At 42.1% G+C, this 16823-nt stretch carries 9 protein-coding genes; all 9 read right to left on the bottom strand.

From position 1 onward, the window contains the following. Positions 1-26: 26 nt before the first annotated feature. Positions 27-1379 carry a right-handed parallel beta-helix repeat-containing protein gene (locus ACT29I_RS05650; protein ID WP_430933438.1) on the bottom strand — a complete coding sequence of 451 codons (1353 nt, stop codon included), beginning with the start codon at positions 1377-1379 and terminating at the stop codon, positions 27-29. A 26-nt stretch (positions 1380-1405) separates the two neighbouring features. Next, positions 1406-3394, bottom strand: coding sequence for a glycoside hydrolase family 97 N-terminal domain-containing protein (locus ACT29I_RS05645; RefSeq protein ID WP_444792888.1), 1989 nt, complete (start codon positions 3392-3394; stop codon positions 1406-1408). A gap of 258 nt (positions 3395-3652) precedes the next feature. Further along, on the bottom strand, positions 3653-6289 hold the full coding sequence (locus tag ACT29I_RS05640) for a TIM-barrel domain-containing protein (protein ID WP_444792887.1): 2637 nt from the start codon (positions 6287-6289) through the stop codon (positions 3653-3655). A 37-nt stretch (positions 6290-6326) separates the two neighbouring features. Then, a complete protein-coding gene (locus tag ACT29I_RS05635) occupies positions 6327-7424 on the bottom strand; it encodes a glycoside hydrolase family protein (protein ID WP_444792886.1) in 1098 nt (365 codons plus the stop codon). Between the two features lie 10 nt (positions 7425-7434). Continuing rightward, positions 7435-8859 (bottom strand): glycoside hydrolase family 30 protein, encoded by a 1425-nt coding sequence (locus ACT29I_RS05630; RefSeq protein WP_430933443.1) that lies wholly within the window; start codon positions 8857-8859, stop codon positions 7435-7437. A gap of 238 nt (positions 8860-9097) precedes the next feature. After that, positions 9098-11809, bottom strand: a complete 2712-nt coding sequence (locus ACT29I_RS05625) for a glycoside hydrolase family 3 C-terminal domain-containing protein (protein WP_444792885.1) — start codon at positions 11807-11809, stop codon at positions 9098-9100. Between the two features lie 263 nt (positions 11810-12072). Beyond that, a complete protein-coding gene (locus tag ACT29I_RS05620) occupies positions 12073-12204 on the bottom strand; it encodes a hypothetical protein (RefSeq protein ID WP_444792884.1) in 132 nt (43 codons plus the stop codon). A gap of 102 nt (positions 12205-12306) precedes the next feature. Continuing rightward, complete coding sequence (locus ACT29I_RS05615; RefSeq protein WP_444792883.1) at positions 12307-15786, bottom strand: COG1470 family protein; 3480 nt, start codon at positions 15784-15786, stop codon at positions 12307-12309. Between the two features lie 19 nt (positions 15787-15805). Then, a complete protein-coding gene (locus tag ACT29I_RS05610) occupies positions 15806-16759 on the bottom strand; it encodes a family 43 glycosylhydrolase (protein WP_444792882.1) in 954 nt (317 codons plus the stop codon). Between the last annotated feature and the right edge of the window lie 64 nt (positions 16760-16823).

The raw sequence follows: 16823 nt of genomic DNA, 5'->3' as shown, positions 1-16823 counted from the left end.
TTTAAATTTATCTTGCACAACCAAGGTTATTTATAATTGTGAAATACAGGACCTTTGCTTTCCACATCAGCATTCTCAGTTCCCGGCAGAAGCAATACGCTTGTTTCTGTTTGGTTTTCCAGCTTAATATCGGTGGCCACTATACCAGAACGTTGATAGTATGCATACCCATTACTGGTTGACAGTTCTATCTTAAAAGATTTTGGAATAAAAGAAAGATTGGAAGTTTTAATAATCACATTATGGCCTGTTCCGTTTATAGCCGCCAACAAATTGTTTGCAACACCGTTTCTGGAATCCAGAATTTCCATTTCAATAAATGCGTTTTTTGCTTTTGCATATGGTAAACAAAAAGCTTCGGCATATTTGGCATCGGCACTGCAATTCATTAGGGTATCGTTGTTACCTACGTTAAATCCAGCTGCTACACAATTTTTCACCTGGCAATTAATTACTTTATCGCCCGAAGTACTGAGACCAGTGCAAATTCCCCGACGCATTTGAAAAACCGTACAGTTTTTCACAGTCGTGTTTTTTGTTTTGTGCCCTTTATATTCAGGGTACATGCGTATTCCATCTTCGCTTAAGGAGATGATTTCTCCGGGCAATATTTTTCCGTCATCAGCCACAGTCGTTCCTTCGATATAGCCGCCTTTACCGGCATAAAAATTTTTATCAAAACAATAGCCCGAAGTTTCTGCAAGAATGGCATCGGTGGTTCGCAGCAATCCATCCACATGGCAATCTTCGATTAAGGTGTTATCGGCCCCTTGCAAAAATATGGCATGTCCCATGGCGCGCATATGAACCTTACATCCGATTAGTTTTACATTCTTTGCAGGATACCCCACACGAATCCCATTCATTTTTCGCACATCGCCACCCCCCAAACCATAAAGGTAGCCATAACCCCACGGACTTGAGCCGGCAGTTCGTACCTCTACGTTTTTAACCGTAACGTCTTGTCCAACAATATTGAACATTTTGTTTTTGCTTTGGCGGCCCGGTTGATCGCCGTAGGTTTCCATGTATAAACCTTCCAGCACTACATTGGTCCCCGATATTTCGATGGCACAATACATGCTGTTTCCGTCGTCGCTCTTTTTTAGGTCGGTTCTGTTAAACAACCGGGTATCAACCATAAAACGACAGCCCGTTAAATCGAAGTGGGAATTGTTTCCGGTAAATTGTATGAAACGAATACTTTCGGCATCGTTTATTTGGTAGTTGCCCGGTAAGAGTTTGACTTTTATGTTGTCTCTTTTTGAAAATGATTGAAGCTCGGCAAGGTTATCGATTTCGAAAACATTCTTATCCCTGGCCTGACACATAGTTACCAAACTAATTAGAACAATGAGTATTTTGAATTTTACTATCATGTTGAATCCTTTCTGTACTAATTAAGCTATAATTGAATGTGCATGGTAAAACCATTATTGGCTTTCAAATCAAATGTCAATGAAGAATCAGCATTTAATTCCTTTTCCTCAATTCGAACGTGAGTTCTTGTTTTTACCGTTTCATCGTCGGTGTAGATTTTAGCTTTGTAGTTTGCTCCTTGTTTCAGGAAAGAAAAGTCAACATCAACCTTACGAGCAGTTTCACCATTTATTCCGCCAATCCACCAATCGTTTCCTTTGCGACGGGCAATTACCCCAATTTCACCAATTTCTGCTGTAAGCACTTTTGTTTCGTCCCAAACGGTTGGCACATTGTTAAAGAATTCCAATTCAGGTTCGTTTCCAATGGTATTGGTGTTGCCCCAAAGTGCATCGTCTTTTACCGGAGCTGCCGGTGCTTTATCGTACCAATATAAAAACTGCAGAGGACTGAAAATACAGACTGTTTTTGCCAGTTGCGAGGCATGCGAGCCCATTATTTCAACACGTTTGTTATAGTAGCAAACCGTGTTATCAGAAGCTCCGGCAAGCGTACGGGTAAACATCGAAATTAAGGTGTGACTATTGGGTACCGTTTCCTCATCGCCACGAATTCCTTCCTGGGTAAGCAAGTTTTGATAAGTTCTTGAAAAACCTGTTGGGCGGTATTCGTCATGAACGTCAATAACCATTTTGTATTCGGCAGTTTTCTTCACCGCTTCGTGCATCCAGGCAGTTGCATGTTGGTCGCCCACCCGCACAAAGCCGTACTTAATACCGGCAATGCCCCATTCCTGGAACAAAGGCAAAATATCATCTAACTGCTTTTCGAGGGCACGGCGATTGACATACAACATAACCTTTACCCCTTTTTCTTTGGCATAGGCTGTAATTGCTTCTATATCAAAAGGACCTTTAGAGCGTTTGGGGTCCAGGGTAACGGTGGTTGCATCAGACTCGTTATCCATTTCGTTGCCATACCAACCTGCGTCGAAGTGCACGTACTGCATGTTATGACTGGCTACAAAATCGATGGCTGCCATACCGCCTTTTGTGGTTAATGTGCCTTCGCGCAACACCTTTCCGGGTGTAATCCACGATTCGTCCTCAATGACACTTGGGTCGTTCAAGTTTTGAATGATGTAGTTGTTTTCCAGCAGTTCGCCATAGCTTTTGGCCATCATAACCACGCGCCATGGCGACTGAAAAGGCAATTTTATTTCCACCTTTGCTACCTCACTTCGCACATTTTCAACAGCACCGCTTACCAGGTCTTGTTTGGTGTCTTCAATTTTTCCATCGAGGCTGGAAACGATGCTGTTTTTTACCTGATCGTTTGCGTCGAAACTTAAACGGGCATAATCTACCAATCGGGCCTCAGCCAAAGCTATTTTTATATCGTCCGCTACTTCCACCAGCAATGGACGTTCGCAGCCTTCCTTTAATTCCGACAAAGGAATCTTACGGATTTCGCCCTGGGCAGTTAATCTTCTGGGTTTTCGCTCAGGAGTTGACCAAACAGGATAGTCTTCGGCAAACCGATAACTTATTAGTTCATCGTCGATTTTTATTTCTGAAAGGTTGTTTTGAGCCGGTATTTCGTAGGCAAAAGCTACACCTTCGTTGTAAGCACGGCAAATCAGATTGAGTTTTGCCGTTGAACTCTCCAGGTAAATTTTTACTTCCTTATAGTGGTCGGGAACAATGCTGCGCTCACCTAAATTTGTTGTCCACTCGTTTTGAACCGATTTCTCTTCCACATTTTTTACGGCAAAGGCTTGGCTAAAGTCGATATCGTGAGATTTAATTTCGAGCACGGAAGGCAGGATAATTTCACGATCATTGTATTTTATATAAAATGAGACTTGCCCAGTTTCGGTTGGTTCGGATATTGGAAAAACAGTTAACGTCTTTTGTCCGTCGGGAGATTGTATTAGAATTTCTGCTTGCTTATTGCAAGCAGAAAATAATACCAATAAAATACTCAAGTAGATTATCTTTTCTTTTAAAATCATCTGTTAATTATATTAAGTTGTTTTATATTATTTGTTTTCATCTCATTATAATATTAACTTTCAAATTTATCGATCTCATTCTATTATTAGTTTGATTTGCATTCGATAGAATTCGCAAGTCCATTTCAATGGTATTCCCCAACAATGCTTCTTTTCCCGATTCATCGGGACTACTTGTCCCGAACTCAATTTGGAAAGTGGTGAGAGAAACTTATCTCATGGGTCTTTTCATCGATCTTCCGGTTTAAATTTCAGCAACTACAATTTAACCACCTTATCAACACCGCTATACGTCAGTTTATTTTCTTTTTCGTAACCAATCACTTCAACGATTAAATCTATTGGCGTTTCTTTAAAATTGATGAAATCCCCTTCTCCATTTTTGATGCTTAGTTCTTTGCTTTCTTCTGAATAAGAGAGAACAAGCTCTGAATACTCCCCTTTTTCATAATCGTAGCTTTCACTGTCGTCCATATAAAGTGTGTACGCTGCATCATTTCCGGGATACACCTTAATTCGGATAGGCTCATTGGTAGGCTGTGTTGCATACTGCACCTTGGGCCCCATTGGGATAATCGATCCCGCCTTCACAAACACCGGTGTTTCATGGAGTGGCGCATCAACCGTTACGGTTTGGCCTCCTTGCAATTGCTCCCCCGTCCAGAAGTTGAACCAATCACCTTGGGGAAGGTAAATGTCTTTTTCACGTTGCTTATACTCCGTCACCAACCCAACCATGATCGATTCGCCAAAAAACAACTGATCTTTGATTTCCCAGGTATTTTTATCTTTCGGGTAGTGATAAACAAGCGGGCTCATTAATTGTCGGCTGTTACGGGTAATTTGCCAGGCCTGGGAATAGATGTAAGGCATGAGCTGATAACGCAGGTCAATGAATTTTCGGGCCGTGTTTTCAAAAGCCTCATCATAACGCCAGATCTCAGTCTGCGAAACATAGCCGTGGATTCGAAAAACAGGGCAGAAAGCACCGAACTGAAACCAGCGGGTCAACAACTCAATAAATTCTGGATTGGTATATTGACTGTCAAACTGCGGGTTTATTGATTTTGAATCTCTAAAGAAGCCTCCGATATCATGTGTCCAGTAAGGTACGCCTGCCATCGTAAAATTGAGGCCTGCAACAATTTGTTCCGAAAATTGTTCCCAGCTAGCTTCTGTATCTCCGGACCACGAGGTGGCTCCGTATCGCTGTTGTCCGGAATATGCCGAACGGGTAAGGTTGAAAACCCGCTCGTCGGGGAATTCTTTGCGCCGGCCCTCGTACATGGCCCTGGTAACCTCCAGCGAATAGGTGTTATGCACTACCTCGAAGGGGCCAACAGCTGTTTTGGCTTTTGTGTTTTTGACGCCTTCAGGTTCCGTTCCGTCCAGCCAAATAGAACTTACGCCCAGGTGATACATGGAATCGCTCAACATGCGATAAAAGCGTTTGCTAACTCCCGAATCGTATATATCCACGTAATTGCTGGTAGGGATTATTGCAAGGTCATATTTATCTACCAAAGGATCGTTTTTTATCTCGGGCCATACAGAAACCATCAGCTTCATATTCAAATCACTTAACTCATCTACCATCGCTTTAGCATCCGGAAACTTATTCCGGTCCCATTCGGGCCCCTTTGTTCCCTTAGGCCAATAAAACCAATCCTGCACGATATAATCTACTGGAATTTTTCTTTCCCTCATTTCCCTGGCATTCTCCAATAACTCTGCCTGGTTGTGATACCTTTCGCGGCACTGCCAGAATCCGTAGGCGGCTTTGGAGAACATTGGCGCCATTCCGGTGAGCTTTTGGTTTTGGGCAATCACTTCTCCCGGGTTTTCGCCATGGACAAAATAGTAATCAATGTTATTTCCTATTTGGCTGCTAAAAACTGTCAGGTTGAAATCGGGCTCATTGTAGAACAATCGCCCCGGAATTCGTGCTCCGGTGTTCTGGAAGGTCACCTTGTAGGTCTTGCCGGCTTGCAAATACTTTTTACCCGAATACCTTCTGGGCATCCATATCGTGGAGTAGTTGATGATATCATCCCCATCTATGGTTACCTTAATCTCCCCGCGCATGCGTCCTGTATGGTCACTTAGTGCCATAAAAGTGTATTCCCCGGATTTGCCCGGCGTGAAGGTGGTTTCACGAATATTTTTTTCTATCGCCTCTTTGGAAGCATAGGCAGCCACGTTTTCTTTTTCGCCATCGCTTGGCACCAACTGCTTTTCTACCTTGTTTTCAACAGCCACTTCCATAGCAAACTGTATTTCATTTTGTGGCTCGTTAAAATCAGTAAGACTATAATTGTGCCAGTAAATACCGTAGCCTTTTGTAGAGACCAAAAATGGGATGGCAATTTCCTGGTTGTACTGCTGTAGGCGAATGGGGACATTTTTCCAGTTCATCACGCCACTTTGGAACTGTCCCAGACCGTACAGCGCCTCCTCACCTGCCACAAAGGCTTGCGAAACCATGTTTCCGTCTTCAGAGGCTGGAAGTATATAAGTTAGCTGCTTGCTTTCAGATAGTAACTGCTTCCCATCGGCATCCTGGTACTCTATAGTACCATCGCTGTTTACCAGAACCTTTACTGCATCTGTACTAATGGCCACCTGATCATTGGTTTCCGTCAATTCCCAGTCAACATTTTGAGGTTCAAGAACGGTCACATAATCCGGGAGTTCCTGAACTTCAACTCCGGACAAGCTTTTTTGAACATGAATGATGGACTCATCTATCATTTGGATATGAATGTGCAGGCTATCCATCTGAATGCTAACTGTATGATCCTTGGTTTCTAAGGCATATTTAAATTTACCACACGAGGAAGACACAAGCAGCAAACCAAAAAGAAAATATGTTGATAATTTATATGGTCGAGACATAACGATATATTTTTTATATAAATTGTCTTTGACGAATCTATTGGTTCTTATTTAACGGAATTACGATATTCCACGTTTTGGTTCCGTTACCAAATCCTCCCGGGCCATCCATGGCAGCAAAAAATATGTGGGTGGGCTTACCATCCTCAACAAACACAAATGGACGTTCAAGCTGCCCTTGCTTAATTGTTTTACCATTGCTCCAGGTCACTTCGCGCGTGTAGGCTAAAGGACTTTTATCCAAGACCCAATCAATACCATCTTTTGAGTGAGCCAAAATCCCTCCATGATGGCTACCTCCAATTTTACCAGACATATCCTTGGCAATCATATGATACCCCTCGTCATCGCTCCATAAGTGCGGATCTTCAACCACACCAAATTTTTCTTCAGAGAACAACGGTTCAGCTCCCTTAACTGCATATGGTCCTTTATAGGAAGGTGCTGTAGCAACCCCAATAAACATATTGCTATGCCTTATTTCATCCTCCTGGTAGCTGCGACCTTTAAAAAGTAACACCACCGATCCATCTTCTTTAATCAGAGGTGATGGATTGGAGGTCAGATAACTGTAGAAAGAATTGGGTTTTACATCCAGGATGGGCGCATCCAAACGTTTCCATGGTCCATACGGACTTTTGGATGTTGCCACACCCACACGTTTACCCCAACGACCTATAATACACCATTTGCTGGATAAGGTGAGTTCATTTGCATTTTCCCGGGTAACTTCTTCAAATGGATGTGTTGAGCCCATATAATAGAGAATATACTCATCTTTATGCTTTACGATTTTAGGATTATGACATGAGCGACCATCCCAAAACTGAGCTCCGCGATCACCAAGTGCAACATCACTAAATTTGTAAGGCCCCTCTGGTGTATTTGAAACAGCATGTGCAATTTCGGAAGCTATCATCCATCCCGGATGAAATCTCAAATATTTTGGCCAACGTGAAGCATACATATGGTACTTGCCGTCTTCTCCTTTAATTACCGAACTACCCCAAACCCAGTAGTCTTCCATTTGAAGCCCGCCATCAACGGGGGCTTCACCCAAATTGTTGTAAATTTTATTTTGAGCACCTGCTGTTACAGCAAGAACAAACAAAAGTATACTGACTTTAATTTTCATAAACTTAGTTTTACTGTACAATTACCGAATTTATCGAAGTAGATTGTAATTCAACCGAGATATCTATTTCTCCAACTTTAACCTTAACTGTTTTTGTTGTTTCTTCAGGATTGTAAATCATCAGCACAATTCTTCCATCACCCAAGTCAAAGGCCAGGTGATTCTCACCTTCCGACTTCAGCATATAATCACCTGGCTGCACAAAATGAGACAGGTGCTTAAATAAGTAAAACTCGTCGGTATAGATAACTTCCTGTGCATCCTGGTCTACAACCACCATTGAGTTTTGCGGCCAGCCCCAGGCACTTTTCCCTGATTCATCGAGAACCATATTCCAATACATATATGAGCCTGCCCCATTGCGGAAATAATGCATCATATCTTTCCACGACCGTTCCACAGAAGTCCAATCATTTTCGTGCTCACCACACTTATTTTCGGTTTGCATAAGTTTAAGGTTCTTGAATTCTTTATTGATGGTAGGTATTGATCGAGCACCCCCCCATTGAAAACCAACACCTGCAATATACTTTGGAGCCGTCTTGTGTTCAAGAATCGTGCGCACATACTGTGGATCCCCGGCATTGATGGTACCCAGCCAAATCTCAGCATTCAAATTATCTTTTTCAAATTGTGGCCCTAAAAATTCGCCAATAAAATAGGCCATATCTTCTGGTCTCCAGGTACAGCTTGGCCAGTTGGGTTGAAAAGCCACTTCATTTTGAGGTTGAATGGCAAACAGCGATACGCCTTCGTTTTCGCACGCCTGAACAAATTTCGAGAAATAAAGAGCATAAGCTTTTAAATATCTCTCCTGCATTTTAAAAGCCGTAGCATTGTTGAAAATTTGAGCTCCCTCCACCATTTTATTTCCTGCAATAGCATTTCCAAATTCCCCGCTAGTCATGGCATAATGTTCATTCACTTTCATCCAGGCCGGAGGCGACCACGGAGAAGCCCAAACCAATAGATCGGGACGAACTTTTAAGGCTTCTTTGATGTATGGAATCAGGATAAATTTGTCGCGATCGATATTAAAATCCCGCATTTCAAAATCTTCCGGGACATCGTTGCTGGAATAATAACTCAGGGCATAATCGCTGGCTCCTAACGGCATACGGCACATCGAAAAGTTACAACCCCTTTCAGAAAACAAGGCATTGAATATTTCTTTTTGGTTATCTTTTGGAAGTGCCTGAATAGCCGTCCATCCCAACTCGTTAAAAGCGCCCCCGATACCATCCATCACCTGAAGTTTTTCATTGGTAAAAACAGTGATATCTGCTTCTTCAACAGCTTTGTTAATTTTGACTGCTTTTTTTGCTTCCACCCAGCGCTCACCCGGCGTGGTGTAGATTAGGGTTGCTTTTTGTGCGTAAACAAAATTTGCAGCCATCAGTATGGTGCTCAACAGAATGATTTGTACTTTTTTCATTTTAGTATTTATAGTTGGCATATTTCTTTTCGTATTATTTTTTCCTCCCCACCAGGTTCGTTGGTATCCTTTTCCTCAAAAAGGAGGGGAAAGGCTCATGCTCCAAATTTCAATTCGTCCTAACCTTAAAATTCTTATAGCGTGCAGAACGGTGTACATATGCAGCAAACCAATTCTCCCTTCAGTTGATAATTGACCTCTATTTAACGGGAGTATCAGATTATTGCAATCAAGATTTTTACTCCTCAACAGTAATAATTTCTTTCAATCGGATATCTTCGCTGGATGCACCCACCTGAATTTCAAACTCTCCGGGTTCCACCATATATTCGCGACACATGGAATCGTAATACCGAAAATCTTCGTTCACATTTAATTCAAAATTAACTGTTTTTGTTTCTCCTTTTTTAAGAGATATCCGTTCAAATTTTCGCATTTGTTTTACCGGCATCCATGTATCCGATTTTACATCTTTTATATAAAGCTGCACCACTTCTTCCCCATCCAAGTTTCCTGTATTTTTAACCTTTATCGATACCGACAGCATATCGGAACTGCTTAGGGTCGTTTTATCTACACTTAGATCGGAATATTGATAACTGGTATAACTCAGACCATGCCCAAATGGATATAATGCTTCTCCAGTGTAATACCTATAAGTAAAACCTTTACCGGCACGCATGTTATAATCCTTAAAATCTGCCAATTCATCGGTTGAGGAGTAAAAGGTAATGGGCAAGCGACCTGCTGGATTGTAATCACCAAATAACACATCTGCCACAGCATCCCCGCCTCGTTGACCGGGATACCAGGCCATTAGGATCGCATTTAATTCTTCTTCCAATCCATCGAAAGACATAGCGCTGCCTGACATTAAGACGAAAATGACAGGAGTTCCGGTTTCCTTCATCGCTTTTAAAGCTTTCATCTGGGTTTGTGGCAGTTCAATTTTAGTACGATCACCCCGATTAAAACCATCAATATTGTCTCGTCCTCTCATCTCTTCACCCTCCCATGTAGCATCTAATCCTCCAACAAATATGGCAACATCTGCATTTTTAACTTCCGCTAAAGTTTCTTTAGATAAGACGGTAGGATCAATCGTAGTTTTAGCAAGATGTTCTGGTGTTTCCCAAATAAGGTTCACCTCACCACCACCTGTATTTTCGTAATAGTCTACCTTAATATCATAAGAGCGTCCTTTTTCCAAATGAATCTCTCCTACAAATGGCTCCATAGCATGATTAGACCAACCATCAGCCATCTTTTTACCATCAATCCAAAGACGACATCCATCATCTGAGGCTACCCCCAGTTTATACATACCTGTCATTGGCGCTTGCAATTTACCCGTCCAGCTAACAGAAAAGGCATCATCCGCTATCGCTTTATCCGGACTGATAATCCCCTGAGCGACTTCCGTACTTGTTGGTGATACTTCACCGGTCCATTTAAATTTTATTTGAGGATCTACTCGCATAAAATCGGCTTCTCCTTCCAGGTTCATGTTATTAAAATAATACCCGGTCAAGCCTTCTACCATTTCCCCGTTCTCATCAACTGTAGATAGGTACTTAGCATCAATTACCGGAAACTTTTTATTAGAGATATCATATATTACCAGTGGAACTCCTTCTGCATAACTCACTTTTACATCTGCGCCAACAGCTTTCTTTATACCATCAATCACGGTAACCGGGTTAGATGCTGTTCCAAAATAGTTGCCCCGTAACGCCCTAATATTATCTGCATTTGGACCTACTACTGCCATTCTTTTTAACTTACGCTTATTCAAAGGAAGGATTCCATCATTCTTCAATAAAGTCATCGATTTATGCGCCATGGCTAAGGCCATTTCATCATGGGGTTTACTGTCATTAACCGCCATAGGGATTTTGGCATACGGCACACTTTCTGCCGGATCAAACATACCCAATTTCATTTTTGCCAATACCAAACGATAAACAGACAAATCGATCTCACCTTCATCGATCAAACCCAATTCAACCGCATTTTTCAGATACTTTTGATACACTGATCCACAGTTTAAATCGCAGCCTTTGCGTACGCCAATTGCAGCGGCTTCTTCGGGCGTATTTACAATTTTATGGAAGGCATGAATATCTCTAATCGCCCCACAATCGGAAACCACATAGCCTTCGAAGCCCCATTTATTACGCAAAATATCTTCGAGAAGCAACCAGCTTGCACAAGACGATTCCCCATCCACACGATTGTAAGCCCCCATAATAGAATATGCTTTGGCATCTACAATCAGATCCTCGAATGCAGGTAAATACGTTTCCCATAAATCGCGCGAATTGGGTGTAGCGTTAAAAACATGTCTCTCCGGTTCCGGCCCATTGTGTACCGCAAAGTGTTTAGGCGTAGCAACGAGTTTCATATATTTTGAATCATTGCCCTGTAAACCTTTCACAAACTGTATGCCCATTTGTCCGGTAAGGTAAGGGTCTTCACCATAAGTTTCATGACCCCGCCCCCAGCGAGGATCTCTGAATATATTAATATTAGGCGACCAATAGGTTAAGCCATAATATCTATTGAAATTCCCTTTACGAACAGCGTCGTGATGTTTTGCACGTGCTTCATCGCTAATCACATCGGCTACTTTCTTCATCATGTCGGTATCGAAAGTAGCAGCCATACCAATGGCCTGGGGAAACATGGTGGCTATTCCTGAACGTGCCACCCCATGTAAACATTCATTCCACCAGTTATATTCCGGCACACCTAATCGAGGAATGGCTGGAGCATGGTCTCCTAATTGAGCAATCTTTTCATCCAGAGTCATTAGGCTAACCAAATCTTTTGCCCTTGTTTCAAAATCAATGGTAACATCTTGATATTTAAATTTTCCATTCGATTCTGTCTGAGCACTGACTGAAAGTGCCATTAAAATAATTATTACAGGAGTTAAGTTGTGTATCATATTAATATTGTATTTTATCACCAATGTTTTCTATGTTGTATGTTAATGCATCACATATTCAAACATATTGTTGTGTGCAAGTAATTTTATTTTCATCTGCATTCAAATTCCTTAATCTTTTTACTTGTGTCTACTGAAATATTTGTTATATACAATATAAACAATGCGTAAGCAGGTATACATGTTGCAATCATGTTCGTATTAAACCCACTTTGCCAAAGGCACTAATTATTTTGATATGCTTCGCTTTCATTACTTATCTCTCAATCCTTTTTTTCAAAAGGAATAGGCTCTAACTTTATTTTATCCGCACCAACAATAATGTTGATAATGGAGTACCCATTTTCTTCCAAATCGGGAAATTCTTTGTTTTTGTCAATTACCAGATTATTCAAAAACAACTGAACTTAGCATGCACAAAAGGTTTGATTACACTCAATAAAAACATTCTGAATAATAACATACTTTTTCATTTTATCATTAGTCACCCCAGATGATTAATTAGATTCTTCTTCTCTTATTACTTCACCATTCAACAATTCTTTTGTGGAAATTTTTATATTTTTCCCATCACCTTCAAGACCCCAAATGGTAATTTCCTGAACTCGTCCATCATTTAATTCAACCACCAGCTCATTTTCGCTTTTTGCTGTCACAGATTTCACCAAAGCTTCAGTTTCGTAGGGTTCAATCACGGCCAGGTAGCGCGCCTTTTTGCCGTAGGTACGCACTGCCATATTTTTAAGTCTGGCTGCTTCGTTTCCTAATGGATAGTCTCCCCCTACTTTAGCTTTAAAAGCGACTACATCCAATCCAGTAAGATCAACCACTACTTTTGCGGCTTGTTTTAAATCCTCTGGCATAGCCGGGGTGGAGTTGCTCATCAACTCGCCCTGTATTTTTATAGGGCCACCGTAATAATCTAAGCCTTCTGCGTCAGGCAACAATACATTCTCGTACTTCACAGGAAGCGAGGATACAAAAACTTCAGATCCATCTTTGAGTATCAGTTTCGCATCCCCCCAGAAAAGGGTATTGTTATTTATCTTTTTCTCTGTTTTTGTTATAAGCTCCAGTCGCTTTTTCCCAATAAGGTTCAGTTCAATTGCCTGGCTGCCCAAAATCCAGGCACCGGTGCTGTCGTTAAGCAGTTCTTCTCCATCGGCAGCTACAGTATACCACATTTTTTTATTGACATTAATACTTTGGGTAGATGTCCCTACCATCACTTCCTTTTTTAAAGGCCATGCATTGTGAACATCAATTTTCAGAGGCCCTTCCAGTCCGTGTGGGTAACGAAGTCCTTTGTTATCACATCCTTCGCCCCAACACATTTCATACATCGCTTTTGAAGTTCCTTCTGTTTTCCACCAATGGCAATCGGTGATGAATTGGGCACTACCAAGCGGATCGGTATTCATTTGGCTGGTGTGGCGTGCGTATTCTATTTTCTCGGCTGTGATGTCCTTGAATCCTTTAATTTGTAACATCCAGTCGAACTGATGTTCTTCTTCTCCTTCCAGGTAATCGGCCAATACAATATAATCGTCCATGACCACCAAAGCACGTCGTTGCATCACAGGTTCGGTGTACCCGCTAACCTCACCGAAGCCGGGCGCATTTTCGGGCATGGCAATGGTACGGCTTTCGTCCCACATTTTTTGAGCGAAAGTACGGTCTGGGGAAGGAATACCACCGTAAGGAGGATAACTCCACCTGGAATTGGTTTCAATTGCAGTGGCTTGCATCATGTCGCCCGAATGGAACAAAGTTCTTGCGTTTTGCACAGGGAGCTGCATTTTCTCATCCACCACCACCATATTTTTATTGACAGACGTTTGCTTCCAGAATTTGTACAAGTAACTTTGGTAACGAAACCAGTAGGCCAATGTTCCGTAAAAGCTACGTCCATAACGGGTCATGTTTACCAAACTGGTACGGTCGAAATGACCATGGTAACCACCATGCGAACCGTAATGAAGTGCTGCCTGTATTTGTTCGCGCTGTTCGCGGTCTTTGGTTTGTGAACGCAACATAACAACACCCATGTTATCCGCATAAGCCGATTGTTTCATTTTTTCGGATGTCACATCTGGTAAATCAGTTACACCATACAACAAGTCACGACCATTGCCTCTATTTATTATGGCGGCGTATTCAGGATCGCGATAGAGGTAATAGGCCAATTCATAAGACTTTCCCGATACTTTGTCTTCCACCGCATCGTTGATCGCAGGTAGTACTCCCCTAAAATCAATATACGGGATGGATGCATCCCACATATCTTTTATGCGCACATAATTGCGTTCCATATTTCCCCACTTTTCAAACTCCATCCCCATGATGCCACCTTGTCGGCGGCTGGCCAAGAGCGAGAAATGTTTTGAGGTTCCCAAAGGAAATTGCATGTCTTTAAAGTTGATTCCCCAGGGTTGTAGGGCGATGGCAATTTCCGAAAATTCGGAAGCCACCCAGGTATTATAGCCTACAGCACATTCATACCACCAACCGTCGTTCATAATACCATGTTCCAGATGCTTATAAATTCCAGTTGGGCCGGAAAGCAGTTGCTCTATCAAATGCCAATCCTGCAGGTTCATGGCACAATAAAAAGCAGCGGTCAGTTCGGCCACGTTCCAGTTACTGATCGCCCCTTTGCTGTTTCCTTTAATGGTTTGTGTGGCAAATAATCTGAAGGTTGCCAATATCTGTTTATGATCTTGTTCAGTGAATTGCTTGCTATCCCTTACCAGATCGTACATGCGACCTACGGCCTGCCAGAATTTCCCTTCTCCAACAAATGAGTTGCTGCCACCTACCAATGTGGCGGGATAACCAGTCTCTGGATCTGATAATCGACGTAGGAGCTTCAAACATTTAGCAGCATATTCTTCGTTTTTTGTCAACTGATAGGCGATACCACAATCGTAAAATTCCGCCCCATTCGTGTTAAATATCGATTTTCCCAGCGGTCTTCCTTCAATCTTAGAAAAATCGTTCCCATCAGGTACCCTCCATCCTTCAGCTTTTCTTATATAGTTTTCATAACCTTTTCTGGCCCAGTCGTATTTCGCTACTTTGTCGTTTACCTCCTGCCAACCTTCGGCAGTAAAAACAATATTGGGTGTTGGGACGCGCACAGCTGTTATGAATTCCAGTTTCACATCGCTAGCACCAAAACCATTGGACATGGCTCTTACCACTTGTTTTTCGCGGATTCCTGTTGGCAGATTTTCAGGGATAGTCACCTCAAGTTGCAGCTTTTTAATCTCGCCTGGCACTAAATCGAAAGCCTCTTCGCTTAGTTTAGCCTCCATGGATTCCCAGCCCTGCGTTTGCAACATCAACTGCACACCTTGTTTGTAATCGGTGGTGTTACCCACATCAAATTCGTATATTACCTTTTTTCCGGCATCGGAGGATTTGCCTTGAATATCAGATTTTAATGAAGTAGTAAGTCCCCTTGTAACTCTTACATTGCGCACCTGCCAGTCTTTATTTGTTGCAGCCGTAAGCAACACATGTTTTACAGCGAAAAGCGTTCCCCTTCTTTGTCCTACATCCACATCAAACCGGTCCCAGGGAAGATAAACTGTATGCCAGCCTTTGCCTGTTAAACGAAAATTAGCCGTACTCACTGGATTTAACTCGCTATAATCAAGCTCATCGACTTTTAGAATTGCAGCCAACTGTGTTGCTGTTTCAGAATTTAAATAAATGTCAAAAGCCAGACCTGTGAACTCTGTCCAATCAGCAGCATCTCCATTGAAAGGCCGGCTAATTCCCGGGAAATAAACCCTATTCTGATTGGCATAAGTGTAGGAAATGGTATCTCCACCGGCAACTATGGCGGCCCCTTTTTTTACTTTTTCTATTCCGGACCAATCGGAAAAGTCGTATCCGCCAATATTTTGCCTGAATTGTGCCTGAGCTGCAGCAACTACCAAAAGTAATATAACTGATATCCAAATTCGCATCGGTTTCATTTTTATCATTTTATTTAATGGGTGTTACAGGTTCATTTACTACGACACCTTTCCCTAAGGTGTATTTTACAGGTTTAATCGTCCCATCTTCATTAAATTTCATTTCATCAAAACAAGCTGAACGACGGTGGAAGGTACCATTATTCACATCGCCACGTTGGTAAAAAAAGTACCATTGCCCTTTAAATTCAATGGCTGACATATGTGCCGGTGCATCTTTTTGTGTTGGTGTGATGTAGCCTTTAAATTCGGCATAAGGCTTTGTTGGCAGCGGTGAGTCGGCCATCCAGTAACCTGTTCTCCAACCTTTCCGACCCATGAAGTAATATTTGCCGTTTCGCTTAAAACAGTGAACTGCTTCACTCACCTGTTCTTCACTCAGCCTATGCCAGGGACCATCCAGCTCAATCATATTGTCCTTGAGTTTGGCGCCCATAACATGGCGCCCTTTGTCCCCAATATTGATTTTGTTATCACTTCCGTATATGTAAGCCTGTCCATCATCATCCACAAAAACGGTGGGATCGAAAATAGAAGAAATTTTATCCGTAACGGCTTCTTCCCAGGGTCCTTGGGGATTGCGGCTTTTGGCCACCCCAATGTGTGTTTTGTCGTACGGGAAATAGAAATAATACCAACCATCCTTGTAAGCCACATCAGGCGCATTCATTTGTCCATGTGCCCAGGAATATTCACGGGGTTTTAGTACCACGCCATGATTGGTCCAGTTTTTCAAATCAGTCGATTCCAGCACCACATAATCCTGCATGCTACTGTAATTTACAGCCGTATCCTGATCGTGTGAACAGTATACATACACTTTGCCATTGTACACTTCGGCTGCAGGATCGGCTACATATAAAAATCCGGGTTCTCCTTTTTTTACGATGGGATTGTTTTGAGCCAGGCCTATCTGCAAAGACATTACAAAAACAACAATACCAACTAACGTATTCGTTATCATTTCAATATATTTTTTACACACGTATTAGTTTTTCATTTCCGGTGTTCACTTTTCCTGCTCCAGT

The organism is Saccharicrinis sp. GN24d3 (assembly GCF_052400645.1).
Classification (GTDB): domain Bacteria; phylum Bacteroidota; class Bacteroidia; order Bacteroidales; family Marinilabiliaceae; genus Saccharicrinis.
Note: the sequence above shows the minus strand (reverse complement) of the source record. Positions and strands in the feature narration are given on the sequence as shown.

Excerpts from the sequence above, each read along its gene's own strand:
- ACT29I_RS05610 (WP_444792882.1), bottom strand. The coding sequence starts at position 16,759 with ATGATAACGAATACGTTAGTTGGTATTGTTGTTTTTGTAATGTCTTTG.
- ACT29I_RS05650 (WP_430933438.1), bottom strand. The coding sequence starts at position 1,379 with ATGATAGTAAAATTCAAAATACTCATTGTTCTAATTAGTTTGGTAACT.
- ACT29I_RS05615 (WP_444792883.1), bottom strand. The coding sequence starts at position 15,786 with ATGCGAATTTGGATATCAGTTATATTACTTTTGGTAGTTGCTGCAGCT.
- ACT29I_RS05635 (WP_444792886.1), bottom strand. The coding sequence starts at position 7,424 with ATGAAAATTAAAGTCAGTATACTTTTGTTTGTTCTTGCTGTAACAGCA.
- ACT29I_RS05630 (WP_430933443.1), bottom strand. The coding sequence starts at position 8,859 with ATGAAAAAAGTACAAATCATTCTGTTGAGCACCATACTGATGGCTGCA.
- ACT29I_RS05640 (WP_444792887.1), bottom strand. The coding sequence starts at position 6,289 with ATGTCTCGACCATATAAATTATCAACATATTTTCTTTTTGGTTTGCTG.
- ACT29I_RS05625 (WP_444792885.1), bottom strand. The coding sequence starts at position 11,809 with ATGATACACAACTTAACTCCTGTAATAATTATTTTAATGGCACTTTCA.
- ACT29I_RS05645 (WP_444792888.1), bottom strand. The coding sequence starts at position 3,394 with ATGATTTTAAAAGAAAAGATAATCTACTTGAGTATTTTATTGGTATTA.